Raw genomic sequence first — 25,096 nt, 5'->3', positions numbered from 1 at the left:
ACGGACGCCGACATGATGCGCAATGTCCCGAAATGATATGCGGATGGTAGCGCGGATGCTCGCGAAAGTGAAGCGCGGGCGGTATCGCGCTGCGGTGTGCCCGTTGCGCCACTCGTTGCTTTTGCCCACCCTGGCCGCTGTCGGGGGTATCGGACCGTACGGCTGCTACCCCGCAGCAGACGCGCCGCCGGGGGCGTTCCGGTTTGCGCCGTGCCCGTTTTGTCCCATCCCCTGTCCGCCGCCCGTGCCGGGCGGATTTTGCCCCGCCAGATCGGGGTGATGCAGCGACACCGGGACCGCTTCGCCCGGCAGCACCAGCGGTGCGGGTTTGCCGGGGGCCAGTTCCAGGCGCAGGGCCTTGCCGGGGCACCGCAGTTCGCACACCCCGCACCCCATGCACACGGCGGCATCAATGATGGGGATGACGGGGATGGCGGCATGCCGGGCGGCGGGGCGTGCGCCGGAGGCCGCATCCTGTCCCGCATCGCGCCGGACAGCCTGAAGGGGGCGCGGCGGGGAAGCGTTGCCCGATCCGCCATCCGGCGGTGCACACCCTTGCGTGGTCCTTGCGGCCATGCGCACCGCGTCGAAGGGGCAGATGCGCGCGCACTGGCCGCAGCCGGTGCAGGCGTCCGCATCCACGCGGGCCACGTAGCCCGATGAAACCAGCATGGGCGTGCCTTCGCGGTGGGCCTGCATGGCCCCGCAACAGCAGGTGCAGCAGTTGCAGATGGCGTAGTAGCGGCCCAGCACCGCTTCCTTGAAGAACGCGTGCGAGACGTGGCCGCGTCGGTTTTCCGCCTCCACCACATGGATGGCTTCGTCCGGGGTGACGCGGCGGGCCTTGTCCGGGTGGTGCTCCAGCACGAAGTCCACCACCGGGCCGCCCGCCAGGATGCACACGTCCACCGGGGTGCAGTGGTCTTCCTTTGTCAGGCGGCAGGGGCAGTCCAGCAGGGCCAGGGCGTCGGCATTGTCGAGGATGATGTCGCGCGCCATGCGGAAGGGCAGCACCGTTTCCGGCACCGTGGTGGCCACGGGGCGCTCCACGGCGATGAGCCGGGGCACGGTGCCCGGCGGCATGACCTTGCCGTGGTAGCTCTGGGCGAATTCCGGTCCGAATTCCTCGCGCGTGCCCCATACGCCCAGCAGTCCGCCCAGCCGGGCCAGCGGCCCGGCCAGCCAGCGGGACAGCGGATGCCGCCCGGTGCCCATGCCGATGTAGAACAGCGGCCAGCGCAGGTAGATGTAGCCGTGCAGAGCCTCTATGAAGCTGCCGTGCGGGCGGGTGAGGGCCTCGCACCAGAAGGTGCGGGCCGAGGGGCGCAACGGCGCCAGCAGCAGCCGGAGCAGACCACGGGACAGCGAGCGGGGAATGTTGGCGAGACGCATGGGTCCTCCCGTTGGCGGGCGGGGGATTCCAGGGATGCGGAGTCCGGACGCTGCCGTCGTGTCCGGACACTGCCGTCATGATGCCTGCATCCGCACGGCGATGCAACCGTGCGCGCCATTGTCACACAACGTTCGCGGATAGGGCACGCAACGGGAGGGCTCAATCGTCCGAATGTCGGCCGCCGCCTTCATGCGTGGGGGGGATGTCGCGCCAGCCGTGGGCGAAGTCCGCCGCGTACAGGCGCGATGCGGTTTCGCCCGCCGCCTCGCCGGGCAGCACCAGGAACACCGTCTGGCGTGAAAAACCGCGCGTGCGCACGGTTTCTGCCAGTTCGCCCGCCGTGGTCCAGGCCAGCGCCTCGTCCGGCCAGCCCACCCGGTGGGCCGCCAGCACCGGGGTAAGCGGGGCCACGCCCGCCGCCGCCAGCTCCTCTTGCAGGCGTTCCGGGGCGGCGGCGGAAAGGTACACCGCCATGGCGCTGCCATGGCGCGCCAGTTCGCGCAGCTGTTCCGCGTCGGGCACCGGGGTGCGTCCTTCCAGTCGGGTGATGACCAGCGACTGGGTAACCTCCGGCGCGGTGAACGACACCCCGGCGGCGGCAGCGGCGGCGAAGGCCGCCGTCACCCCCGGCACCACCGAGCAGGCGATGCCCTCCGCGTGCAGCAGGCGCATCTGCTCGCGCACGGTGCCGTACAGCGAGGGATCGCCGGTGTGCACCCGCGCGGCGGTGCCGCCCGCCAGGGCCGTTTCGCGCAGCAGGGCGTGGGTCTGTTCCAGCGTGAGCGGCGCGGAATCGATCACCCGCGCGTCGGACCGGGCGCAGGCCACCACCTGCGGGGGCACCAGCGAGCCCGCATAGAGCACCAGGTCGGCCTCGGCGATGATCCGCCGGGCCTTCAGGGTGAGCAGTTCCGGATCGCCGGGGCCAGCCCCCACGAACCACACATGCCCCGCGCTGGCGGAGGCTGGCGCGGATGAATCGGCGCGGGAGCCGGAAGGAGACATGGCGGCTGCGCCGCCTGAATGATCACTGTCCTTGATGGGCATGCAGGGTCCTGTCGGCTTCGTCCAGAATGCGTGTGTATTCGCCGCTGGCGCGCATCCGCCCCAGCGTGGCGTCGAAATCCGCAGCCAGCAGGGCGTTGGCGTTGGTCGGGGCAAACGCCATGTACGCGGAAATGTAGTCGTAGGGTGGGCGCAGCAGCACCGGCACGCTGCCGGGGGCAAGGCGGTGCAGCAGCGCGCGCAGGGTGGGTTCCGTGCCGGGCACGGCAGCCGCCTCGCGGCGCAGCACGGCCTGTACTCCTTCCTGCAACGAATAGAAGGAACTGGTACGGATCAGCCCCTTGCGGGCGATGATGGCGTCCAGCGTGGGGCCGTAGCTGTAGCCCAGGGCCAGGGCCACGGGCTTGTCGCCGTACAGGACGGCATCGCGCGCGGTGCCGCTGGTGTCGGCGGCCAGATGCCTGTCGTCCGGGTGCACCATGAGGATGACGTCCTCGTCGTACAGGGGCACGGTGGTGTAGTGCAGGTACTGTTCCCGCTCAGGGGTGCGGTAGACGGCGAGAGCCGCGTCCAGCTTGCCCTGACGGACCAGCGAGAGCCCTCGGTTGAAGGGCGTGACCACGAACTCCACGGCGCGCCCCAGGCGGTGCAGCACGGCGCGGGCCACGTCCACGGCGGCGCCGTACGGCTGGCCCTCGTGCAGGTAGCTCCATGGCGGCTGGTCCAGGATGAACACCCGCAATGGCGCGGTGGCGCCCTTGGCGGCAGCCGTGCCGGGCGTGCCGCCGGAAACGGTGATTTCGGCGGCCTGCGCCCGGTTTGTTCCCGGCACGGGCAGCATGAGCAGCATGAGCAGCATGAACAGCATGAACAGGGCCAGCAGCAGGGTTGGCAGAGCGGGCAGACGTGGCGAGACCGACAGGGCTGGCAGGGCTGGCAGGGCTGGCAGGACCGGCAGGACCGGCAGGGCAGGGGGGATTGGGGGGACTGGCCGCAGGCTGGGCTGCGCCGTGTTGCCGCCGGAACGGGAAGGGAAGGGGCGCCGGGTCATGCTGCGTCACCTCCGGGCCGGGTGGCCGCCACGATGAAGACGGGGTTCAGGGCCGCAAGGCGCAGGTCGCCCAGCAGGGGAACCGCCTCGCTGGCCTGGATGCAGGCAACTTCGGCGGGCCAGCCGTGCCGGACCAGCGCGGCGCGCACCCGTTCCAGCGTGCCCAGCAGCACGCAATGCACCACCAGCCGACCGCCGGGGGGCAGGCGGCGGCACACGGCATCCAGCAGCGGGTCCGCCTGCGGCGAGTGGTCGCCGCCCTCCGGTCTTTCTCCCCCCAGGCCGCCGCCTATGAACACCCGGTCCGGATCGGGCAGGTCGTCCAGACAGTCCGGCAGCGCGGCGTGGATCACCTGCAGGTTGGGGGCCCGGAAGCGGCGGCGGTTCTGTTCGATCAGGGCCACGCGGGCCGGGTCGCGTTCCACGGCCACCACCAGCCCGTCGCGGGCCAGGGCTGCGGCCTCCACGGAAACGGCCCCGCTGCCCGCGCCCAGGTCCCACACGGTATCGCCGGGGGCGATGCGCAGGGCGGCAAGCCCGGCGGCGCGCACCGGCCATTTGGTGATCAGTCGGGCCTGCACGGCGAAATCGGTGTCGGGGATGCCCAGCACGGGCAGTGTGGCGTATCCGCTCGTGTCCTGCGGGGAACCGGGGCGGAGAGAACGGGCGGGGGCGGCGCGGGGCACCAGCAGCACAGTACAGTTGCCGCCCAATGCGTCCAGTTGGGCCAATTCGTCCGGCATGTCTCGTCGATCCGGTTCTCCGCGTTCCCCCGCTCCGGCGGCACGGGCATCCGTGCCGCTTCCGTCGCAGGGCAGGGCAAGGGTTGCGTGGCGTTCGTCGGGGCTGCCCATGTCGGCAAAGGCATGCAGCCGCAGGCCGGTCACCCCGCGCTCGATCAGGAAGCGGGCGATGGCCCCCGGCGTGTTGTGGCCGTCGGTCAGCACGCAGACCGGATCGCCCCGGTGCAGGGCAAGGCGCAGGGCTGACGCAAGGGGGCGGTAGTCGTTGCGGCCATGCAGGGATACGCAGCGTGCGTCCTGCCAGGGCAGGGCCAGCCGGGCGGCGGCCTGTTGCAGACAGGATGCGGCGGGCAGCACCCGTAGCGCGTCGGGGCCGAAATGGTTCGCCAGTCGCGCGCCGATGCCGAAGAACAGCGGGTCGCCGTCGGCCAGTACGGCCACCCGCAGCCCGCGCGCCCGGCACGCGTCCATGGCGTGCAGTGCCGCATCCAGCGCCGCGCCGATGACGATGCGCTGGCCGGGATGTTCCGGAAAGGATTCCAGCAGGCGTGCCCCACCCGCCAGCACCTGGGCCTGCGCCAGGGCGGCTGCATGGCCGGGCGGCAGGGGAGAGCCGCGCAGCCCGCAACCGATGACGGTGACGGGATGCCTCGCGGCAGGCGCGGCGTCGGCCTGCCCGGCATGGGAAGTGGCGTGGGGGGGCGTTGCGTGGGTCATGCCGTCACCAGACATCTGCCGTCCATGTGAAAAAGATGCACCGTCACCGTGACGCTTTCCGCCCCGCCTGTCCAGCCGTGGGCGGCATCGCGGGCACGCTCGGCCACGGCGCGGAGCACGGCGGGGTGGACCGGGTCGGCCAGCAGCAGTTCAAGAGCCTGCCCGGCGGTGTTGGCGGCAGCCACCGCCGCACAGGTTTCCGACTGCGCGCCCGCCTTGGCGGACCACTGGGCCAGCAGGGGCAGGTCCAGCGGGGCAGTGTGGGCGTGGGTGTGCGGCAGTCCCTGCGCCAGCTTGACCAGTTTGCCGAAAAAGCAGCCCCAGGCAACGCGGGCAAAGCCGCGCTGCGCGGCGGCGGCCAGCGAGAAGGCCGCGAAGTCCGCCGCCTGCACGAAGGCCAGCGGCGGCAGGGCAGGGTAGGTGCGCATGAGCAGGGTTTCGCTGCGGCGCCCGGTGGACAGGCAGATGTCGGTCAGCCCGGCGGCGCGGGCCACGTCCAGTCCCTGGGCCACGGCGGCCTGCCATGCGTCATGGCTGTAGGGGCGCACCGTGCCCCGCGTGCCCAGAATGGAAATACCGCCCACGATGCCCAGGCGCGGGTTCAGGGTGTGCCGGGCAATGCGCTGGCCCTCTGGCACCCGCGCGGTGACGCGCACCGTGCCGCGCCAGCCCGCCGCCGCGCATTCGCGGTGCACGGCGAAGGCCAGTTGCCTGCGCGGTTCGGGGTTGATGGCCGGTTCGCCCACGGCCACGGGCAGGCCGGGCAGGGTCACCCGGCCCACGCCCGTACCGCCGCGCAGCAGCACGGTAACCCCGCCGTGCCGGGGACCGGCGGCGGGCGAATGCGCAGCCTGCGGCGGGGAAATGGCCGGTGTGCCGGGGGATGCATCGCAACCGGGACGCGGCAGGAGCAGATCGGGCATGTCGGGCATGTCGGGCAGATCGGGCAGATCGGGCAGATTGGGCGGGCCGTATCCGGTCAGCCCTGCATCGACGTCCGACAGGACGTGACCGGCCTCCGGTTTCGGCAGGGCCATGCCTGCGGGGGCGCACTCCACCAGCGCCTCGATGCGCGCCCGGTGGGTGGCGTCCGGGTCGTCGCCGCCATCCTTGATCACCACGCCCAGTGCCGCGCGGGCGTCCGCGCCCCCTCCATCACAACGCGCCACCTTCTCTACGGGCACGTCCAGCCAGCCAGCCGGGGCGGCATCGCCCCCGCTGTTCCCGCTTTGCCTGTCTTCACGGTCGTCGGCGGAGAACGGCGGCAGCGGAACGGCCACCCCGACGGGGCTTTCGCCGCGCAACAACAGGCGCAACGCGGCGATGGCCGCGGCGGTCAGGGCGGAACCGGTGGTGAAGCCCTCACGCAGTTCCGCGCCCTGCGGCCGTGCGTCGACAGGCGCGTCGACAGGCGCGTCGACAGGTGCGTCGACAGGCGGATCGCCGGGCGTGCCGGATACGCCGGAGGTGTCGGGCGGCATATTGTCCGTGTAAATACTTTTCATATTTGCATATTGGAACAATCTATTTGACGCGGGGGCGTTGCTCTGTAAGCACCGGAAGATGCTATCAGGAAACGCCTCGTCACGCAGCAGTGGGGAAGGCGGGTGCGCCGGGCCGGTAACGGGCGGCGTTTCCGTCCCGTCCGGTGGTGCGGGTTTGCCCGGCATCTCTGACGGGCCTGGGGCTTCCGGCCCGAGCGACAGCCCCCTGCTGCGCCTGCTGTCCGGCGTGTGGTGCCAGCGCGTGGTGCGCGTGGCCTTGGCGCTGGTCTTCGTGGCGGCGGGCGGTGCCAAGCTGGCAGATGTGCGCGGCTTTGCCGAAATCATCCATCATTACGGGATACTGCCGGTGTGGACCGTGGGGCCGGTGGCGCTGCTGCTGCCCCTGGCCGAGGTTGTCGCCGGGGTGGGTCTGCTGTTCGCCGTGCGTGGCAGCCTGACGGCCATCGCCGCCATGTGTCTGCTGTTTCTCGGCGTGCTGGGATACGCGCTGGCCACGGGGCTGTCCATTGGCGATTGCGGCTGTTTTGCGCCCGGCGAATTGCCGGAAGGGGTGGAAGACGGTTCGGCCCTGCGCGGGGCGTTCGTGCGCGACATCGCGCTGCTGGCCGGTGTGGCCTACCTGTATGCGTGGCGCCGATTGCGCCGGCCGCGCCGCCGCATGGCCTGAAGGCCCGGTGGCATGGTGTGAAGACGGGCGGGTAAAATGTTTCGTTCCATAAACTCTTGAGGAGGTTGCGATGTCCATGAAGAAGCTGGTTGCCCCGTTGGTGCTGCTTGCCGCGCTTGGCCTTGCCGGGTGCAACAATCCGTTTGCCGGGCCGTCCGAGGTGGATCTGGAAGCCAAGGCCGTGAAGCTGGCGCGTGACACCGTCAAGGGCGGCTACGAGCTGCTTACCGTGGCGGAGCTGAAGAAGTGGCAGGACGAGGGCAAGGACATGCTCATCGTGGATACCATGCCCTTCGAGGACTCGTACAAGAAGAACCACATTCCCAATGCGGTGCAGTTCCTGTTCCCCATCCCGGACATGCCGGAATGGAAGATGACCGAAACCGGCGACAAGAGCGAGCAGGACTTCGAAAAGCTGCTCGGCCCGGACAAGGACCGCCCGCTGGTGTTCTACTGCGGCTTCGTGAAGTGCACCCGTTCGCATAACGGCGCGGTGTGGGCCAAGAAGCTGGGCTACAACAAGGTGTACCGCCTGCCCGGCGGCATCGTGGCCTGGAAGGAAGCCCAGTACCCCGTGAAGACCATCAACTAGCCGATTCCGGCGGGGCGGCGCACCATGCGGCGCCCCGCCTCTTCCTTTTCCGGCCGGTTCCCCCGGCCCGGGCGCAGGCGGATTTTCCGCGCGTCTCCATCTGGTTCGTTGACGATGCACGGCAGGACACGCATGACGGCAGGCATTCCCCCCCATACCGACGCGGATGGCGCGTCACGCGCCGATTGTCCGGACGCGTGCGAGCTTGCCTGCGGCAGCGGGGATGGAGGCTGCGGTGGTGTTTCGTGCGGCGATGGCGGGTCCGGTGGCTGCGCCTCGCCCGGTGACGGTGCGCGCGGCATCACGTCCCCCCTGCCGGATGGCGAAGTGCCCGAGCCCGCCCTGTCTGCTCCCGCCCTGTCTGATTTGGTCCTGCCTGATTTCGTTCAGGCCGATCCCGTCTTGTCCGATCCGGTAGTCGAAGCCATTCGTCGCCGGGCCGAGAACCTGTTCGATACCCGCCAGCTGTTGTGTGCAGAGGCCGTCCTGCATGCCGTGGCCGAAGCGCTGGGCGGTCCCCTTTCCCCGGACCAGGCCGCCGCGCTGGGCACGCCGTTCTGCCAGGGCATGGGCGGCGCGGGGTGCACCTGCGGCGCGCTGAGCGGTGCCGTGGCCGCCGTGGGGCTGTTCCGGGGCAGGCCGGAGCGCGGCGCGGGGGGCGCACAAGGTCGCGCCCTGGCCCGGAGAATGCATGATGCCTTTCGCGCCGACTGCGGGGCCACCTGCTGCCGGGTGCTCATCCGCCATGTGCGCAACGACAAGGCGGCCCACTTTGCCCAATGCCGCAGCCTGACCGGCAAGGGGGCCGTGCTGGCCGCCCGCGCACTGCTGGCCGAGGGTGTACGCCCCAGTGACGGGGCGCTGTCCCTTCCGGCGGACACCGCCCTGACCCTGTGGCGCAACCGCCTGCGGGCGCTGCTGCGCCTGCCCTTCCGCCGCCGGGGCTGACCCGGCGGGATTGCGCCTCTTCTTCCGTTCCCTACACCAGCAGTACCGTGGACCCGGTGGTCCGGCGCGATTCCAGCGCGCGGTGCGCGTCCGCGGCCTGCGCCAGCGGGAAGGTCTGGTTCACCTGCACCTGCACGATGCCCGCGCGCACCACGTCGAACAGGTCGCGGGCGTGGGCCAGCAGGTCGTCGCGTTTCGCCGTGTAGTGCATCAGGCTGGGACGGGTGAGAAACAGCGAGCCCTTGGCCGCCAGCAGGCCGGGATTGAACGGCTCCACGCTGCCGGACGACTGCCCGAACGAGACCATGGTGCCCATGGGGCGCAGGCAGTCCAGCGAGGCCATGAACGTGGCCTGCCCCACCGAATCGTACACCACGTCCACGCCGCGCCCGTCGGTGAGTTCGCGCACCCTGGCCGCCACGTCCTCCTGCCGGTACAGGATCACGTGCTGGCAGCCGTTGGCCCGCGCGCGATCGGCCTTGGCCTCGTCGCCCGCCGTGCCGATGACCGTGGCCCCCAGATGCCGCGCCCACGGCACTATCAGCGACCCCACGCCCCCCGCCGCCGCATGCACCAGCATGGTGGCGCCTTCCGTAACCGGGTAGCAGCCGTACAGCAGGTAGCGCGCGGTCATGCCGCGCAGCATCATGCCCGCAGCCGTGACGAAGTCGATGTCGTCGGGCAGCGCCACCAGCCGGTGGGCGGGAATCAGGCGGCGCTCGGCGTAGGCCCCCACGGGATTGCCCGCGTAGGCCACCCGGTCGCCGGGCTTCACCCCGGTCGCCTCGGTCACGCCGTCGCCCACGGCCTCCACGGTGCCCGCACCCTCCATGCCGGGGATGGCTGGCAGCACGGGCAGCGGGTACAGCCCGGTGCGGTGGTACACGTCGATGAAATTGAGGCCCACGGCCCCGTGGCGCACCAGCGCCTCGCCGGGGCCGGGCGTGCCGGGGGTGTGGTCTTGCCAGCGCAGCACTTCCGGCCCGCCGGTTTCGTGAAAGAAGATGGCCTTGGATGTTTCGGTCGATGCGGACATGGGTGCCTCCCGCGTGGGGCAGAGGTGGGTGTTTGTCCTGTATGGTAGGGCAGCTTGGGGGTTCGCACAAGAAGGTCCGGAAAAGTAACCGGGTTCCCTGGCGGAAACGGGCGGCAGGCGGGAAGGAGCGGGACTGGCGGGAGGCAGGCGAGAGGCAGGCGGGAGAATGGCGGGAGGCGGCGAATGACGGTGGCTCGCCGGGCACGGGGCACGGTCCGGCCCCCCCGGAAAGGAAAGCCCCGCCGAAGCGGGGCCAGTGGGGCGAGCAAAGGCGGACAAGCCGCGGCTCGCGCGGCCTGTATGGCACGAAAGCGCAAGCCGGGCAAGGGGGGCGGCTACACGGGGGAAGCCACCCGGTTGCCCACCGTGTCCACGCCGGTAAGCCGCGACATGGCCGTCAGGTATTCCACGTTGCGGTCCAGGAAAAAGGCCAGCGGCTTGGAGAAGTTCTTGCCCACGATGCCGTCCACGAACAGCTGGCTCACCTCGCGCTCGCGGGTCAGCACCATCTGCGAGCGGGCCAGGATGGCCTTTTCTTCCGGCGACATCTCGCGCACCAGCAACGAAAGCACGTTGCGCGCACGTGGCTGGTACATCCAGAAGTACATCAGGTCCAGGGCGTTGATGATGATGGTCCGCTCCAGGTCCTCTGCCTCTGCCTCCACGGCGCGGATGAGCTGCTTGGGCTGCGAGAGCAGTTCCAGCACGTCTTCTTCGGGGAACAGCAGTTCCAGCTTCGAGAAGGTGTCGAACAGCTGGTACAGCTTGCTTTCGTAGTCCCAGCGGCGGATGCGCATGTTGTTGTTGCGGTCGGCGTAGCCCTCCACGGCCCCGGCGATGGTGTCGGACGCCATCTTGGAGATGACCGCCGCATAGGGCTGGATGAGCATGGTGGGGTTGGGCATGTGCATCAGCACCAGCAGTTCCACCAGCAGTTCGCCGTAGAGCACGGAGGTGGGGATGGCCAGCACGCTGCGGAAGATGTTGCCGAGCACCGCCTCCTTGGGCAGCCCCCGGTAGATGTTGTGCGCGGCGATGTAGGCCCCGTTGGCCGCGGAGATGACGGCATAGACCAGGGCAGGGTTGTTGCTCACCGTCAGTCCGAACCCCTGTTCCAGCAGCAGCACGCGGATGACGTTTTCCAGCAGCGGCACGGAAATGCCGGTGAACAGCAGCGAATCGCTTATGCGGCTCCAGCTTACGTAGTCGTTCCAGCGCAGCAGGGGCGACCGGCTCACTCCGCCGCCGCCCGTCACGGCCTGGATGACGTTGCGCACCCCGGTGATGCCGAACCAGATGGTGGTCCACAGCATGGCGGTGAGCAGGCTGTCCTGGGTCTGCATGAACGAGAGCACGGCGGGAATGAACCCGGCCAGTACCTTCAGCGCGTTGGATACGCCGGTGTTCAGGTAGCGCATGCCCATCCAGCGCTTGCACACCGCTCCGCCGCGCACGTGCAGCGAAAGGCCGTTGCCGCCGCTGCGCGCAAAGCCCCCCAGGGTGGCGATGTTGCCGCGCGGGGTGACGCGCGAGGTGTCGGTGCGCACCACCCATTCGCGCGACCGGCGAAAGCCGAACCGCGAACAGCCGGGCAGCCGCCGTATCAGGCCGACCAGCGTGGAACTGGGCAGCACCGGGGTGCGCCGTTCCAGCATGCTTTCGCGCAGGTACACCTCGGTGTGCACGGGGATGATCTGGCGCATGGTGTCGCGCGGGTCGTCGATCTGCTTCTGGGCGCGCGGGGGCAGGGTTTCGCGGAACACCAGCCCCATGCCGTGTACCCGGTGCGAGCGGCTGGTGGAATCGCTGCCGATGCGCGATTTCAGCTGCACCGACTTGTAGAACGCCTGCAACCGGGGGATGTTGCGCAGGATGCGGCGGAATTTTTCGCAGCGTTCGCAGGCGTCTTCCACGCCGGATTCCGCGTAGTCGCGGATCAGCGCGCGGATAAGCCGCTTCAGCCGGGGGGCGCTGCCGCTGTTGATGGCCAGCTGCAGTTCGTTGATGGCGCGGATGTTGGCCACGTGGGCCTCGTCGCCTTCCGCCCAGTCCTTGAGGTTGAACAGTTCGAGGTGGGTGATCAGCCCCTCGCAGTCCCACAGCAGCTCGAGCACGTCGGCCACGGTAAGTTCCGAGAGGTTCAGGGTGATGCGGTAGCCGCTGTGCAGGCTGGTCAGCCAGTCCAGCAGCGCGCGGGGCGGGGTGCGCAAAATGTCGGGCACGTCGGCCCCTTCGTGGGGCACGAAGGGCGAGGGAATGTCCGGGTTGCAGTCCGGGGCCAGCCACAGGTCGTGCACGGTCTCGGCATCCAGGCTGTCCAGGCGCCGGACCAGGGCTTCTATGGCGTCGCGATCCGGCTGGGTGCCGATGGCCCATTCGTCGCGCAGTTCCTCGACGCGTCCCTGCAGGGCGGGCACCAGCCGCTTGTGGATGAATTCCGCCAGATGCAGCAGCGAGGGCTGCCCGGTGCCCACGAAGGCCAGGAACTCGTCGCGGTGCAGCGGTTCCAGGGTCAGGCCGAATTCCTCGTTGATGGCGCGGCGGTGGCGCTCGTTGTAGCGCCGCAATATCTGCAGCACATATTCCGCGAGGTACTGCGAGGCCTTGCGGCCTTCCTGCATCAGGTGCTGGGTGGGCGTTTCCGCCAGAAAGGACAGGAAGCCCTGCGCGTCGGAAAAGCCGCGCGGCACCCAGATGAGTTCCGCGTACTTGTGGCGCACGGGTACCCGGAATTCCACCCCGATGCGGACGGAAACCCCCATGATGTCGGCGGCCTGCATCAGTTCGCGCGCGGCGGCGGACTCCACGAAGTTGTAGTAGATCACCGTGAGGTGCCGAATGCCCTTGATCCACGCGTCCATGATCAGGTGCGTGGGGTTCTTGCGGCCCTTGGTGTTGGCGTCGTGCACGTGGTTGTCGAAGGCCAGTTGGTTCCACTCTTCCGGCATTTCCAGCAGGTGGTACTGGGCCAGCAGGGCGCGCACGATGCGCGGCTTGCCCGATGCGGCGCGGCGGAAGTCGTGCGCCAGCTTGAGCTGGCGGCAGGTGTCGCCGTGGGCGCGCACGAGATCCTTCATGATCTGGATGAGCACGCGCGCCGTGTTGCGGCGCAGGCCCGTCTGCGCGCTGTACAGCACCTCGTCGCGCAGGGTCTGCAAGGCCAGCAGGCGGTCTTCCGCCAGCCCCGCCTCCAGCGAGTCCAGCAGGTTGATCACCGCGTAGGCCACGCGCAGTTCGCGCGAGACGGAAAGTTCCTTGATGCCGTGCGGGTGCAGGCTGGCATCGAACAGCTTGCGCACGAAGGGGCTGGGGGTGCGGGTCTTCTCCAGCACCTTGTTGACCATGAGCAGCAGCTCGTGGTCCTGCTGGTCGAAGAAAAGCGAGCGAAATGCCATGGATATGTCGCAGTGACGCCGTGCGTCCGTGAAGGTTGCGGTACCTCCGGCAGGCGCGGTCTGGCGGTGCCGGAAACGATGGGGCGAGCTTCCGTGATTTCGGGAGGTTCCCGTGCATGCATTGTTACGGAAAGGTTACGACGCCGTCAATCGGGGCACGGGGGTGACGCACGGCAATGCACCGTTGATGCAGGAAAAGCCGTGCGGAGCGGGGCGGGCGGGTGCGGCTGGCACGACTGGGGCACGACTGGTCACGACTGGGTCACGACTGGGGCGCCCTGGGGCACGTCGCCGGGGCTATGCGTGCGGCTCCCCGTACAGGTAGGCGGTGCCGCTGGCCACGTGTCGTACCGTGCCGCCTATCCAGGCCTCTGGCGTCAGGCCGTCGCGGCGGTTGACCGAAACGCGGATGGCGGCGCCGCTGGGCTGGCGCACCGCCAGCGCGATTTCGCCATCTGCCATGGCGGCCCGGTGCAGGCCATAGGCCAGCGAGCCGGAACCGCAGGCGGATTCGAGGAGGATGCTGCCCGTGTCGCGCACCCGGACCACCGGAGTGATGGAAGGGGTGGCCAGCGGGCCGTGGTGCCAGATGCACCCGGCTGCCGGTTCGTCATCAAGGCCATGGCGGGCAATGAGCGCACGGGCCTGGGGCTGCCAATCGGCGGGAAAGGGGTGCACGGAGGCGTCCAGCAGCAGATGGGTGATGCCCGGCAGGCGCACCAGTTTCAGCCCCTCGGCCAGCGGCTGGACAAACTGGAACGTCGTATCGTCCGGGGTTGGACGATCCGTGCCCGCGCCCGGTTTTTCCGCCGTGTCCGGGAGAGCGGATGCGCCGGGGCTGCCGGAAGACGGCAGGGGCATGCGCACGGCGGCGTCCGGGCCATGGGGGGTGTGCACCACCCGCACCGGCAGGGGGCCGGATACGCCGGAACTGGCGATTACGCCAGACATGAGCCCGCCGGGACCGGAGTGCAGCACATGTTTCAGCGCCAGCAGCGCGGCCAGCGAGCGGCACGCGTTGCCGCAGAATTCGCCGCCCATCATGTCTATGCGCGGGCACACGCCCGCCAGCGTGACAAAGCCCACCTGTTCCGCGTGCACGTGATGCTCGCCCATCAGTTCCGCCGCCACGGCGGCGCGCAGGGGCGCGGGCACCGGATCGGTGACGAGGATGGTGGTGTTGCCGCCGGGGCTGAACTTGTGAAAGCGCAGGGCGCTCTGGTGGTGCATGACGAGGATGGGTTGAATGAACAATCTTGTCGTGTCAAGCGGTCGCCGCCCTGCGGGTGCAGGGTGACTGCCGGGGCGAAAACGCTGTCGAAATTCCGGAACATGCCGGATTACCACGCCAAGCAGCGGAATGAGCGGAGCGTGGAAGCGATGCTGCCCCGCTGGCGCTGCATCTTGTGCATGATGCCTTATGGTTAGCTAACTGTCCAGTATGACGGCAGAAATTAGGGTGACAAAATGGTTAAAACGCAACATGCTTATATGATTTGTCTTTTACAAAAAAGACATTATTGAAGAAAGCGGTTCCCTTCATGGGCCGATTGCGATACTAAACCGCTATCAAAAACCCTAGTTTCCCTGCGAGGAGGCAAAGATGAAGAAGACAGTATTGCTCGTGCTGGCACTTCTGCTGGTGCTGTCGGGCCAGGCGTTCGCCGCCGACACCATCAAGCTCGGCTTCGTCATCCCCCTGACCGGTGACATCCCCAAGGTGGGCGAGGCCGCGAAGTTCGCCGCCGAAATGCTGCGCGAAGAAATCAACGGCAAGGGCGGCCTGGACGTGGGCGGCAAGAAGTACAAGCTCGAATTCGTGTTCGAGGACAACGAAGCCAAGCCCGAATCCGCCGTCAACGCCATGCTGAAGGTCATCGAGCGCGACCAGGTCCTGGCCGTGGTCGGCCCGCAGTCGTCCAAGCAGGCCGTGCCCGCCGGCGGCGTTGCCAACGACAACGAAACCCCGATGATCTCGCCCTGGTCCACCAACCCGGATACCACCAAGGGCCGTCCGTGGGTGTTCCGCGCCGCCTTCCTCGATCCCTTCCAGGCTCCCGTGGTCGTGAACTTCGCCTCCAAGCAGTTCAACGCCAAGAAGGCCGCCGCGCTGTTCGACATTTCCAACGACTACTCGAAGGGCCTTGCCGAGTTCTTCAAGTCGGAATGGGAAAAGAAGCATGGCGCCGGTTCCGTGGTGGGCATGGAATCGCACGGCACCAAGGACCAGGACTTCTCGGCCCAGCTGACCAAGGTCATCGCTGCCAAGCCCGACTTCATCTTCCTGCCTGAAAACTACAACATCGTTGCCCTTATCGTGAAGCAGGCGCGTGACCTTGGCTACAAGGGTCCCTTCATGGGTTCCGACGCCTGGGGTTCTGCCGAGCTGATGGACCTGTGCGGCAAGGAATGCGTGGGCCAGTTCTTCTCCACCCACTACGCCGCCGCTGGCGCCACCGGCGCCACCAAGGAATTCATCGACAAGTACAACAACAAGTACGGCTACATCCCCGACGACGTGGCCGCGCTGACCTGGGACGCCACCCGTATCGTGCTTCAGGCCATTCAGAATGTGGGCAAGGTTGATTCCGACACCCGCAAGATGCGCAAGGCCGTCCGCGATGCCATGGCCAACATCAAGACCTTTGACGGCATCACCGGCAAGATGAGCTTCGACGCCGAAGGCGACCCCATCAAGTGCGCCGTGGTCGTCAAGATCAGCGAAAAGGGCGAATTCACCTTCGCCGAATCGGTCTGCCCCAACTAATGCATGATGCCCCGCGCGGCCCCTTGGCCGCGCGGGGCCTTTCCTGCCGCACGCACACTGCGGCTTCCGCTTTCACCTCGCGCCGCCCATGCGGCGCGCCGGGTTGCCGCCCGGCCCTGGTGCCGCCCTGCGCGGGTTCCCATCCGGAACCTGGCACCTGTGAAGCGGAACATACGAATCACCTTTCACGGACGGCGCGCACGACGCGCCGCCCGTGTTCTGCCCCCCTGACGCGCGTACGGCGTGCGCCAAGGGGTGAACCGTTCCACGGAGGGTTTCGGGACTGTGGAAATCTTCATCCAGAACCTGTTCAACGCGCTGCAGTGGGGCAGCTTCTACGCGCTGATCGCCTTGGGCTACACCCTGGTGTACGGCGTGCTGCTGCTCATCAACTTCGCCCATGGCGACATCTTCATGGTGGGCGCGTACATTGCATTTTTCGTCTCGTCGCTGCTGCTGGGTGACCTGCTGGGCGTGTTCAACCTGCCCGGCTGGGCCGCGCTGGCGCTGACCGTGCCGCTGACCATGCTGCTCACCGCGGGGGTGGGCGTGACGCTGGAGCGCATCGCCTACCGCCCGTTGCGGCGCAAGGGCGCGCACCGGCTGTACGTGGTCATTACCGCCCTGATGTGCGGCCTTGTCCTTGAAAACGGCAACCTCGCCCTGCTGGGTGCCAGCCGCCGCAAGCTGCCCGACATGGTGGACAAGGTGGTATACACCTTCGGTTCCGTGTCGGTGACCAACCTGAAATTGTGGGTCATCGTGGCGGCCTTCCTGGTGTTCTTCCTGCTGCAATTCATCGTCACGCGCACCCGCATCGGCATGGCCATGCGCGCGGTGGCGTGGGACAAGTTTGCGCTGCCGCTGATGGGCATTCCGCTGGATTCGATCATCGTGTTCACCTTCGTGCTGGGGTCGGGCTTTGCGGGCCTTGCCGGGCTGCTTTTTGCCATGTCCTACCCCATCCTCGACCCCTACATGGGCGCCATGGTGGGCTGGAAGGCCTTCATCGCGGCGGTGGTGGGCGGCATCGGCGACATTCGCGGGGCGTTCATCGGCGGTTTTCTGCTGGCGTTCATCGAGATCATGGTGGCGGCGTTCCTGCCCTCTACTTTCAGGGACCTGTTCGCCTTCACCATCCTGCTGATGATCCTGTGGCAACGGCCCACCGGGCTCTTCGGCGTGGCAAAGACCACCAAGATCTAACCCGCGACGCACGCCAGAGGATATCCGAGCATGCAGAAATACACCCTCAACGTCGCACTGGCGGCGCTGTGCCTTGGCCTTGTGCTGCTGGCGCAGTTCAATCTCATAGATCAATACACCCAGACGGTGCTCATGTTCATGGGCATCAACATCATCTTCGCCAGCAGCCTCAACGTCGTGAACGGCTACATGGGCGAGTTCTCCTGCGGGCACGCCGGGTTCATGTGCGTGGGGGCCTATGCCTCTTCCGTGCTGTCGGTGGTGCTGTTCACTTCCAACAAGATGGTGGGCGATGCGCTGCTGCCGCCGGAACTGGCCCCCATGCTGTTCCCGCTGGTGCTGGTGGCGGCGGGGTTGATCTCCGCCGTGTTCGGCCTGCTGGTGGCGCTGCCTTCGTTCCGCACGCGCGGCGACTATCTGGCCATCATCACCATCGCAGCCAACTACATCGTCATCTCGGTCATCGAGAACCTGGACATCATCGGCGGGCCGCGCGGCTTTCACGGCATGAAGCGGGTCATCAACGGCATGCGCGACCTGGTGGACATTCCCTGGATGTTCATCTGGGTGATTCTGGGCACGCTGTTCTCGGTGTGGATCCTGCGCCGCCTGGTCAATTCCACCTATGGCAAGGGCATTTCCGCCGTGTGTCAGGACGAGGTGGCCGCCGAGATCATGAGCGTGGACACCAACCACGTGAAGCTGGTGGCCTTCATGGTCTCGTCCGGCCTCGCCGGGGTTGCCGGGGCGCTGTACGCCCACGTGTACGGCTACGTGAACCCGCAGGCCTTCAACATCCTGAAGTCCACGGAAGGCCTGGTCATGGTCTACCTTGGCGGCATGGCCTCGCTGTCCGGTTCGGTCATGGCGGCCATCCTGTTCACGCTGCTGCTCGAATCGCTGCGCTTCATCATTCCCGGCATCGATGCGGCCCTGCACGCCGTGCACATGCTGCCCGACGGATACGAACTGAGCCAGGTGTGGAAGTGGGTGCTCATCCCGCTCATCCTCATCCTGCTCATGCAGTTCCGGCCCGAAGGCATCATGGGCAACCGCGAGCTTTCGGGCGTCTTCCCGAAGCTGCGCCGCTTCTACACGTTCAAATAGGGGAACGAGGACATGCCGCTGCTTGAAATGAAAGGCGTGACGCAACGCTTCGGCGGGTTGCAGGCCGTTTCCGACTTCAACATATCGCTGGAAGAGCGCAAGCTCATCGCGCTCATCGGTCCCAACGGCGCTGGCAAGACCACGGTATTCAACCTGATATCCGGGTTCTACCAGCCCACCGAAGGGCAGATCATCTTCGACGGCAAGCCCACGGCGGGCTTGCGACCACACCAGGTGACGGCGCGGGGCATTGCCCGCACCTTCCAGAACATCCGGCTGTGGCACGAGATGAGCGTGCTCGACAACATCCGCATCGCCCAGCACCACCGCCTAGGCTATACCATCTGGGACGCCTTTCTGCGTACCGGCCGCTTTACCAGGAGCGAGGGCAACATCGACGCCATCGCCTGGGAAATGCTGGAGGCCATGGACCTGAAGGACGCCGCGCACGAACTGCCCCGCAACCTGCCCTACGGGTTGCAGCGCCGGGTGGAGATTGCCCGGGCCATGTCCATCAAGCCGAAGCTGCTGCTGCTGGACGAACCGGCGGCGGGGCTGAACTCGGCGGACGTGGACGGGCTGATCAAGCTCATCCGCTGGATTCACGACGAGTTCGACATCGCCATCTGGATGATCGAACACCAGATGAAGGTGGTCATGAGCCTGTGCGAATGGATCAAGGTCATCGATTTCGGTAGCACCATTGCCGAAGGGACGCCGGAGGAAATCCAGTCCAACCCGGTCGTCATCAAGGCATACCTGGGAGACGATACGATCTGATGCTGCTCTCCATCGAGAATCTCTACGTAAAGTACGGCAATATCGAGGCGTTGCACGGCCTTTCGTTCCATGTGAACGAAGGGGAGATCGTCACCCTCATCGGGGCCAACGGCGCGGGCAAATCGACCACGCTGAAGTCCATCATGCGCCTGCCCCCGCCGGAGGCGCCCAAGGTCAGCGGCGGCGACATCCTGTTCAAGGGCAAGTCGCTGCTGAACGTGGAACCGCACGACGTGGTCAGCAAGCTGCACATCGCGCTGGTGCCCGAAGGGCGGCACATCTTCGGCAACCTGTCGGTGATGGAAAACCTGATGCTGGCCACCTACGCCCGCAAGAACGACCCGACCATCAGCCGCGACCTGGAACGCATCTTCGACCTGTTCCCCCGTCTGGCAGAGCGGCGCACCCAGCGCAGCGATACCCTGTCCGGGGGCGAACAGCAGATGCTGGCCGTGGGCCGCGCGCTGATGACCAGTTGCGAGGTGCTGCTGCTGGACGAACCGTCCATGGGCCTCGCCCCGCTGCTGATGTACGAGATGTTCCGCACCCTGAAGGAACTGAACCGCGAGGGGCTGACCATCATCGTGGTGGAACAGAACGCCCGTCTTGCCTTGCAGGTGGCCAGCCGTGGCTACGTGCTGGACACCGGCGAGATCGTGGCCGAAGGCCCGTCCGATTCGCTGCTGAACGACCCGGAAGTGAAAAAGGCCTATCTCGGCGGGTAGTACGCCGGACAGGCATTGCGACGAAAATGCAGCGGGCCGCCCGAAAGGGCGGCCCGTTTTGCGTTCATGTACGGGCCGGGTGGCCCGGTTACCCCGTGGTGTTCACGATGATCTCGTGTTGCACCAGCAGGGTGTGGGCTTCCGAACCCGAGGCGCCGGTGTACACGTCGTAGGTTACTCCGTTCACCGTCTGGCTGGTATGGGTATTGGTCCAGCCCGAACCGGAAAGGTTCACGTGGTCGTCCGAGGTTCCGCTGATGGTCAGCGAGTTGCCCGCATCCATGGTGGCGGAAAGATCCAGCAGGTCCGCTGCCGACAGGGTGACCGTCTGCGCGCCGGACGCGGTGAGGTCGATGGCCTCTATGCCGGTGACGGTGGAACTGTCGATGCTGGTGAAGTCCAGGGTCACCCCGGCATCGTCGATCACCAGGGTGTCGTAGCCCTCGCCGCCGTGCAGCCCGGCGAAGTCCGAGCCGTTGATGGTGAGGTCCGCGTTGGTGTCGTGCACAACCAGGGTATCGTTGCCTGCCCCGCCGTGCAGGGTGTCCACGCCCATGCCGCCGTCCAGGTAGTCGTTGCCGTCGCCCCCATACAAATGGTCGTTGCCGTCCCCTCCATACAGGTGGTCGTTGCCTCCCTGGCCATACAGGTGGTCGTCGCCCGCGTCGCCATACAGGGTGTCGTCGCCGCCCTGCCCGTAGAGGGTATCGTTGCCGTCACCGCCGTGCAGCACGTCGGCTGCCCCGCGTGATTCACTGGCCCCGCCGGACAGTGCGTCCTGATGCTCGGTGATGTAGGCGCGCAACTCGTCGTTGCTGGCCTCGTGCCCCAGGGTGGCGGCCAGATAGGCCTTGAGAATGGCCAGCGAGTCACCCGACGTCAGCGAGCCGTGGTCCCAGTCGGTCTGGGTCAGCAGGTAGTCGGTGTTCAGGGCATCGCCGAACAGTATGTCGTCGCCCGCACCGCCGCTGAGGGTATCCGAGCCAGTGGCCTCGGGGTTGAGGTCGGTGGTGCCTGCATCCAGGGCGGCGGCCAGTTGCGAGGCGTCGGTGATGATCTGCGCGCCGCCGGTATTGTCGTACGCGTCAAGCAGCGAGGTGGTCGTACTGCCGCCGCCGGGGCCACCCATGAAGCTGCTGCCGATGCCTATGGCGTTCACCGCCACGTCGTTGTCCAGTTGGGCCAGCAGGTGGGCGAACGCCGCTTCCGACTGATCCGTCTCGGTGTCGCTGGTGGAACCGCCGGAGCCGCCAAGCACGGAAACGTTGGTGGTGGTCCAGGTTGTCCCGTTGTTGGTGGAGTATTCCAGGTACCCCTCGGCGTTGATGCGCGCCGTGCCCGCGCTGTTGTACACCACCGTGCCCAGCACGTAGTCGTCGGGCACGTCCACGGCGTAGGTGGTGGACTGGCCGCCCCCCTGGCCCTGGCCCTGACCCTGGCCGTGACCACCCGGCCCGCCGCCCTGGCCCGGCCCACCCGTGGTGTAGGTGTAGGAGACCGAGTCCTTGTAGTAGTACGTCGGTTCCCCGTCGGTGACGAAGTACACCACGTTCTCGCCGCCGTTGTCCGAGATGCCGGAGGAAGCGAACCACCCGGCGGCCTCGTTGAACGCGGCTTCGTAGTTGGTGCCGCCGCCGCTGGATACCTTGTCGAGCACCGCCAGCACCTCGGTTATGGTGCTTTCGGTCAGCACGCCGCTCCAGGTGTTGCTGATGCCGGTATCGAAGTCGATGACCTTCAGGTTCACCGTGCCTTCGTAGTCCTCCAGCTGCTGGATGAGGTTGGTCAGCGCCTCGATGGCCTTTTCCAGTTGCGATTCGGACATGCTGCCTGACGAATCGAGAATGATGGCAACGTTGTAGGTGGCGTACACCGTGGTTTCGGTAACTCCGCCGGGGTCGCCCACCAGAACGTCGTTGCCCGCGCCGCCCATGGTCACCGTGTCGTCACCGGATGTGCCGGTGGCCAGTTTGTCCGGCACCAGCGACAGGGTAAGCGTGGACGACGTGGTGCCGCCATGGCCGTCGGAGACGGTGTAGGTGAAGGTGTCGGACAGCGATTCCGCACTGGTGGAGGTGCTGGCGAACAGGGCCTGCACCGCCGGGTCGGTCATGTCCACGGTATAGGTGTAGGTGCCGTCGGCGTGGATGACCAGGGTGCCGTAGTCGAGGTCGTAGGTGCCCGCGTTGGCCACCGACAGGGTGTCGGGGGTTTCCGCGTCGCTGTCGTTGCCCAGCACGCTGCTGCCGATGCTTACCGTCACCGCCCCGGTGGTCGGGTTCACGTCGCTTTCATGAATGGTGGCCGTGTCGCACAGGGCCACGGGCGGCGTGTTTTCATTGGTGCCGTGCACCGTGACGGTGAGTGTGGCGGCGGACGCGTCGCCGTCGGCGTCCGTAAGGGTGTAGCTGAACACGTCGGCCACGCTCTGGCCCGCGTTCAGGGCCTGCACCTCTGCGGCGTTGTTGTTCAGGGTGTAGGTGTAGGTGCCGTCTGCGGCGATGATCAGGGTGCCGTACTGGCCCTGCACGGTGATGGTGCCGTCCTGGGCGATGGACGCGCCGTCGGTGTCGTAGTCCGAAGACGCGGTGGTCACCGTGGCCCCGTCGGCGCCCTGGGTGTCGTTGTCCAGCAGATGGCCGGTGGCGGTGGTGGAGGTGTCTTCGGTGACGCTGGCGGTGTCGTGGAATGCCGTGGGCGCGTCGTCCAGCACGGTGACCGTCAGCGATGCGGTATCCGTGCTTCCGTCCCTGTCGGTGGCCGTGACGGTGTAGGAGATGTCCGCCGAATCCCCGGTCACGGTCAGGTTGTCGGTCAGGGTGAAGGTATAGCTGACGGTGCCGGTGGCGGCGTCGTACCCGGTGATGACCAGCGTGCCGGTGTCGGTGGTGATGGTGCGGTCGGCCTCGTTGGTCACCAGCACGCCGCCGGAGATGACGGTGACGTTTGCCACGCTGATGGTGTCCAGCCCGTCGGCGGCGGTGACCGTGAAGGCGCCGGTCTGGACCAGCGCAGCCGAATCGGGGTGGCTGCCGTCCGCCAGGGCGCTTTCGGGCACGGTCACGCAGCTTTCGCCCAAGCCGGACAGGGTGACACCGTCGTTGCTGCCGTTGATGGTTACCGTAAGGTCGGCGGCAGAGGTGTCGCCGTCGCCGTCGGTAAGCGTGTAGGAGAAGGTTTCGGTCAGCGTCTCGCCGGTGGTCAGGTGCTGCACCGCCGCAAGGCTGTTGTTCAGGGTGTAGGTGTAGGTGCCGTCTGCGGCGATGGTCAGGGTGCCGTAGTCGCCCTCGATAATGGTGCTGCCCGTTTCGGCCACGCTGGTGGCGCCCACGGCGGTCACCGTGGCCCCGTCGGCGCCCTGGGTGTCGTTGTCCAGCAGGTGGCCGGTGGCGGTGGTGGAGGTGTCTTCGGTGACGCTGGCCGTATCGGCAACAGCCGTGGGCGCGTCGTCCAGCACGGTGACCGTCAGCGATGCGGTATCCGAGCTTCCGTCCCTGTCGGTGGCCGTGACGGTGTAGGAGATGTCCGCCGAATCCCCGGCCACGGTCAGGTTGTCGGCGAGGGTGAAGGTGTAGCTGACGGTGCCGGTGGCGGCGTCGTAGCCGGTAATGACCAGCGTGCCGGTGTCGGTGGTGATGGTGCGGTCGGCCTCGTTGGTCACCAGCACGCCGCCGGAGATGACGGTGACGCTTGCCACGCTGATGGTGTCCAGCCCGTCGGCGGCGGTGACCGTGAAGGTGCCGCTCTGGACCAGCGCAGCCGAATCGGGGTGGCTGCCGTCCGCCAGGGCGCTTTCGGGCACGGTCACGCAGCTTTCGCCCAGGCCGGACAGGGTGACCCCGTCGTCGCTGCCGTTGATGGTTACCGTGAGGTCGGCGGCAGAGGTGTCTCCGTCGCCGTCGGTAAGCGTGTAGGAGAAGGTTTCGGTCAGCGTCTCGCCGGTGGTCAGGTGCTGCACCGCCGCAAGGCTGTTGTTCAGGGTATAGGTGTAGGCGCCGTCTGCGGCGATGGTCAGGGTGCCGTAGTCGCCCTCGATGATGGTGTTGCCCGTTTCGGCCACGTTGGTGGTGCCCACGGCGGTCACCGTGGCCCCGTCGGCTCCTTGGGTGTCGTTGTCCAGCAGGTGGCCGGTGGCGGTGGTGGAGGTGTCTTCGGTGACGCTGGCCGTATCGGCAACGGCCGTGGGCGCGTCGTCCAGCACGGTGACGGAAATGACGCCCGAGGCCGTGTCCCCGTCGGTATCCGTTGCGGTGACGGCCACGTCGAAGGTGTACGCATCGCCCGATGCCAGCACGGTGTCCGTCAGGGTGTAGGTATAGCTGAAGATGCCGGTGGCCGCGTCGTACCCGGTGATGACCAGGGTGCCGTTTTCGGTGGTGACGGTGCGCGCGGCCTCGTCTGCCACCAGCGAGCCTCCGGAAACCACGGTGACTCCGCCCACGGTCACCGTGGCGATGCCATCGGGTGCGGATACGGAAAAGGTGCCTGTCTGCGCGGCGGACGAGGATTCATGCACCTCCACGTCGGCCAGCAGGCCGCGTTCCGCCACGGTGACGGCAGAGCCGATGATGCTGACACCATAGTCGATGTCCGGCGTGGTGGCGTCGTCGGTGAGGGCGACAAGGGCGGCGGCGCCAAGGCCGGTGGTGGTCAGCGGGTCCAGCGCGGACACCCCGCCGATCAGGCTGCCTGCATCGTCGCTGTATTCACCCACGCCGCCGCCAGCCGTGCCCCCCGCCCCCCCTGCCCCCGGTCCGGCGGCGGGCAGCAGGTCGGGGTCCAGCGCGGCGAGAAATTCGTAGCCGGAGATGGTGCCGCCTTCCGGCAGGGTGAATTGCGGCAGGGCGTCGGTATCGCCCGCAGCAAAGAACCCGGCCAGCACGATGCGCCCGCCGTTTTCGAAGTTGAAGACAAGGTCGTTGTCGCTGCGCGCCAGGCTGGCGTCCTCGGCGGCGAAAGACAGCTCGAAGAGCGACCCGGCGGCCGCCTCTACCACCTGGACCTGTCCTGCGCCGGGTGCGTGCAGGGGCGTGCCTGCTCCGCCACCCTGGCGGCCTGACGGCTGGATGTTGGCTGACGTTTCCATGGTTCCCCCCTCTGTGGTGACTGCCACGGTTGTGGATTGCTTGGTGCGGCAGGCAAGATGGGACATGCCACACTGTTATGATTGATTGTTGTGTTGAATGTCGTAAAAACTGAAGGGTGCTGTGCGAAAATGTGCCCTTGGTTGTTTGCCAAGGGTATGGATGTTCATTGTGTACTGCATTTCAATAGTGGATACGATAGGAGTATGCGCTAAAATAAAACAATTCATGCAAAGAAGTGTTAAGCGCCATGTGTTGGTTGATGGCACCTTGTTGTGTGAATTGTTTCGCTGTGTAACAAACTGTTACGGTGCATTTGCATGTGGAGATCTGCATTTTGCAGGGGCGCGCGCAGAAGGGCTCGCAGGGTGGGTG

The 25,096-nt window shown here is 67.2% G+C and carries 17 protein-coding genes; 8 read left to right on the top strand and 9 right to left on the bottom strand.

The annotated features are described in order from the left end of the window. Nucleotides 1-165 precede the first annotated feature (165 nt). The 5 genes from DESTE_RS06260 to cbiD form a co-directional block, all read right to left on the bottom strand. Entirely contained in the window at nucleotides 166-1,392 is a 1,227-nt protein-coding gene (locus DESTE_RS06260; RefSeq protein ID WP_051384349.1) for an ATP-binding protein, read from the bottom strand. 160 nt (nucleotides 1,393-1,552) lie between these two features. Continuing rightward, complete coding sequence (cobM, locus tag DESTE_RS06255; RefSeq protein WP_425411684.1) at nucleotides 1,553-2,440, bottom strand: precorrin-4 C(11)-methyltransferase; 888 nt, start codon at nucleotides 2,438-2,440, stop codon at nucleotides 1,553-1,555. Then, entirely contained in the window at nucleotides 2,421-3,449 is a 1,029-nt protein-coding gene (locus tag DESTE_RS17155) for a substrate-binding periplasmic protein (RefSeq protein WP_051384348.1), read from the bottom strand. Before DESTE_RS17155 ends, cobM begins: the two co-directional genes overlap by 20 nt. After that, nucleotides 3,446-4,909, bottom strand: coding sequence for a bifunctional cobalt-precorrin-7 (C(5))-methyltransferase/cobalt-precorrin-6B (C(15))-methyltransferase (locus DESTE_RS06245; RefSeq protein ID WP_035066110.1), 1,464 nt, complete (start codon nucleotides 4,907-4,909; stop codon nucleotides 3,446-3,448). Before DESTE_RS06245 ends, DESTE_RS17155 begins: the two co-directional genes overlap by 4 nt. Then, nucleotides 4,906-6,390 (bottom strand): cobalt-precorrin-5B (C(1))-methyltransferase CbiD, encoded by a 1,485-nt coding sequence (cbiD, locus tag DESTE_RS06240; RefSeq protein WP_084559379.1) that lies wholly within the window; start codon nucleotides 6,388-6,390, stop codon nucleotides 4,906-4,908. Before cbiD ends, DESTE_RS06245 begins: the two co-directional genes overlap by 4 nt. 178 nt (nucleotides 6,391-6,568) lie before the next feature. Between cbiD and DESTE_RS06235 the strand changes: the two genes are divergently transcribed. The 3 genes from DESTE_RS06235 (at nucleotide 6,569) to DESTE_RS06225 (ending at nucleotide 8,621) form a co-directional block, all read left to right on the top strand. Next, on the top strand, nucleotides 6,569-7,081 hold the full coding sequence (locus tag DESTE_RS06235; protein WP_245590756.1) for a MauE/DoxX family redox-associated membrane protein: 513 nt from the start codon (nucleotides 6,569-6,571) through the stop codon (nucleotides 7,079-7,081). Nucleotides 7,082-7,151: 70 nt separating this feature from the next. Beyond that, nucleotides 7,152-7,673 carry a rhodanese-like domain-containing protein gene (locus DESTE_RS06230; protein ID WP_035066107.1) on the top strand — a complete coding sequence of 174 codons (522 nt, stop codon included), beginning with the start codon at nucleotides 7,152-7,154 and terminating at the stop codon, nucleotides 7,671-7,673. Between the two features lie 132 nt (nucleotides 7,674-7,805). Further along, the gene (locus DESTE_RS06225; RefSeq protein WP_051384346.1) at nucleotides 7,806-8,621 is read left to right on the top strand and encodes a C-GCAxxG-C-C family protein; all 816 of its coding nucleotides are present in this window, start codon (nucleotides 7,806-7,808) and stop codon (nucleotides 8,619-8,621) included. 31 nt (nucleotides 8,622-8,652) lie between these two features. Here DESTE_RS06225 and DESTE_RS06220 read toward each other — a convergent pair whose 3' ends face one another. The 3 genes from DESTE_RS06220 to DESTE_RS06210 form a co-directional block, all read right to left on the bottom strand. Beyond that, on the bottom strand, nucleotides 8,653-9,657 hold the full coding sequence (locus DESTE_RS06220) for a quinone oxidoreductase family protein (protein WP_035066104.1): 1,005 nt from the start codon (nucleotides 9,655-9,657) through the stop codon (nucleotides 8,653-8,655). A 335-nt stretch (nucleotides 9,658-9,992) separates the two neighbouring features. Next, complete coding sequence (locus DESTE_RS06215; protein WP_035066101.1) at nucleotides 9,993-13,052, bottom strand: hypothetical protein; 3,060 nt, start codon at nucleotides 13,050-13,052, stop codon at nucleotides 9,993-9,995. A gap of 297 nt (nucleotides 13,053-13,349) precedes the next feature. Further along, a complete protein-coding gene (locus DESTE_RS06210) occupies nucleotides 13,350-14,306 on the bottom strand; it encodes a histidine racemase CntK family protein (protein ID WP_245590755.1) in 957 nt (318 codons plus the stop codon). Nucleotides 14,307-14,655: 349 nt separating this feature from the next. On the opposite strand from DESTE_RS06210, the gene DESTE_RS06205 reads away from it, so the two are divergent. The 5 genes from DESTE_RS06205 to DESTE_RS06185 all read left to right on the top strand — a co-directional run bounded on the left by DESTE_RS06205 (nucleotide 14,656) and on the right by DESTE_RS06185 (nucleotide 19,637). Continuing rightward, nucleotides 14,656-15,819, top strand: a complete 1,164-nt coding sequence (locus DESTE_RS06205; RefSeq protein ID WP_035066095.1) for an ABC transporter substrate-binding protein — start codon at nucleotides 14,656-14,658, stop codon at nucleotides 15,817-15,819. A gap of 285 nt (nucleotides 15,820-16,104) precedes the next feature. Beyond that, nucleotides 16,105-17,025, top strand: a complete 921-nt coding sequence (locus DESTE_RS06200) for a branched-chain amino acid ABC transporter permease (protein ID WP_035066092.1) — start codon at nucleotides 16,105-16,107, stop codon at nucleotides 17,023-17,025. 30 nt (nucleotides 17,026-17,055) lie between these two features. Beyond that, on the top strand, nucleotides 17,056-18,132 hold the full coding sequence (locus DESTE_RS06195) for a branched-chain amino acid ABC transporter permease (RefSeq protein ID WP_035066090.1): 1,077 nt from the start codon (nucleotides 17,056-17,058) through the stop codon (nucleotides 18,130-18,132). 12 nt (nucleotides 18,133-18,144) lie between these two features. Further along, a complete protein-coding gene (locus DESTE_RS06190) occupies nucleotides 18,145-18,912 on the top strand; it encodes an ABC transporter ATP-binding protein (protein WP_035066087.1) in 768 nt (255 codons plus the stop codon). Then, the gene (locus DESTE_RS06185; protein ID WP_035066084.1) at nucleotides 18,912-19,637 is read left to right on the top strand and encodes an ABC transporter ATP-binding protein; all 726 of its coding nucleotides are present in this window, start codon (nucleotides 18,912-18,914) and stop codon (nucleotides 19,635-19,637) included. Before DESTE_RS06190 ends, DESTE_RS06185 begins: the two co-directional genes overlap by 1 nt. Before the next feature lie 88 nt (nucleotides 19,638-19,725). Here DESTE_RS06185 and DESTE_RS17150 read toward each other — a convergent pair whose 3' ends face one another. Continuing rightward, nucleotides 19,726-24,723, bottom strand: coding sequence for a beta strand repeat-containing protein (locus tag DESTE_RS17150; protein WP_198015331.1), 4,998 nt, complete (start codon nucleotides 24,721-24,723; stop codon nucleotides 19,726-19,728). Nucleotides 24,724-25,096: the final 373 nt, after the last annotated feature.

The organism is Nitratidesulfovibrio termitidis HI1 (assembly GCF_000504305.1).
GTDB lineage: Bacteria > Desulfobacterota > Desulfovibrionia > Desulfovibrionales > Desulfovibrionaceae > Cupidesulfovibrio > Cupidesulfovibrio termitidis.
Note: the sequence above shows the minus strand (reverse complement) of the source record. Positions and strands in the feature narration are given on the sequence as shown.

Excerpts from the sequence above, each read along its gene's own strand:
- DESTE_RS06205 (WP_035066095.1), top strand. The coding sequence starts at position 14,656 with ATGAAGAAGACAGTATTGCTCGTGCTGGCACTTCTGCTGGTGCTGTCG.
- cobM (WP_425411684.1), bottom strand. The coding sequence starts at position 2,440 with ATGCCCATCAAGGACAGTGATCATTCAGGCGGCGCAGCCGCCATGTCT.
- DESTE_RS06245 (WP_035066110.1), bottom strand. The coding sequence starts at position 4,909 with ATGACCCACGCAACGCCCCCCCACGCCACTTCCCATGCCGGGCAGGCC.
- DESTE_RS06230 (WP_035066107.1), top strand. The coding sequence starts at position 7,152 with ATGTCCATGAAGAAGCTGGTTGCCCCGTTGGTGCTGCTTGCCGCGCTT.
- DESTE_RS06220 (WP_035066104.1), bottom strand. The coding sequence starts at position 9,657 with ATGTCCGCATCGACCGAAACATCCAAGGCCATCTTCTTTCACGAAACC.
- DESTE_RS06190 (WP_035066087.1), top strand. The coding sequence starts at position 18,145 with ATGCCGCTGCTTGAAATGAAAGGCGTGACGCAACGCTTCGGCGGGTTG.
- DESTE_RS06195 (WP_035066090.1), top strand. The coding sequence starts at position 17,056 with ATGCAGAAATACACCCTCAACGTCGCACTGGCGGCGCTGTGCCTTGGC.
- DESTE_RS06185 (WP_035066084.1), top strand. The coding sequence starts at position 18,912 with ATGCTGCTCTCCATCGAGAATCTCTACGTAAAGTACGGCAATATCGAG.
- DESTE_RS06260 (WP_051384349.1), bottom strand. The coding sequence starts at position 1,392 with ATGCGTCTCGCCAACATTCCCCGCTCGCTGTCCCGTGGTCTGCTCCGG.
- DESTE_RS17155 (WP_051384348.1), bottom strand. The coding sequence starts at position 3,449 with ATGACCCGGCGCCCCTTCCCTTCCCGTTCCGGCGGCAACACGGCGCAG.
- DESTE_RS06225 (WP_051384346.1), top strand. The coding sequence starts at position 7,806 with ATGACGGCAGGCATTCCCCCCCATACCGACGCGGATGGCGCGTCACGC.
- cbiD (WP_084559379.1), bottom strand. The coding sequence starts at position 6,390 with ATGCCGCCCGACACCTCCGGCGTATCCGGCACGCCCGGCGATCCGCCT.
- DESTE_RS06215 (WP_035066101.1), bottom strand. The coding sequence starts at position 13,052 with ATGGCATTTCGCTCGCTTTTCTTCGACCAGCAGGACCACGAGCTGCTG.
- DESTE_RS17150 (WP_198015331.1), bottom strand. The coding sequence starts at position 24,723 with ATGGAAACGTCAGCCAACATCCAGCCGTCAGGCCGCCAGGGTGGCGGA.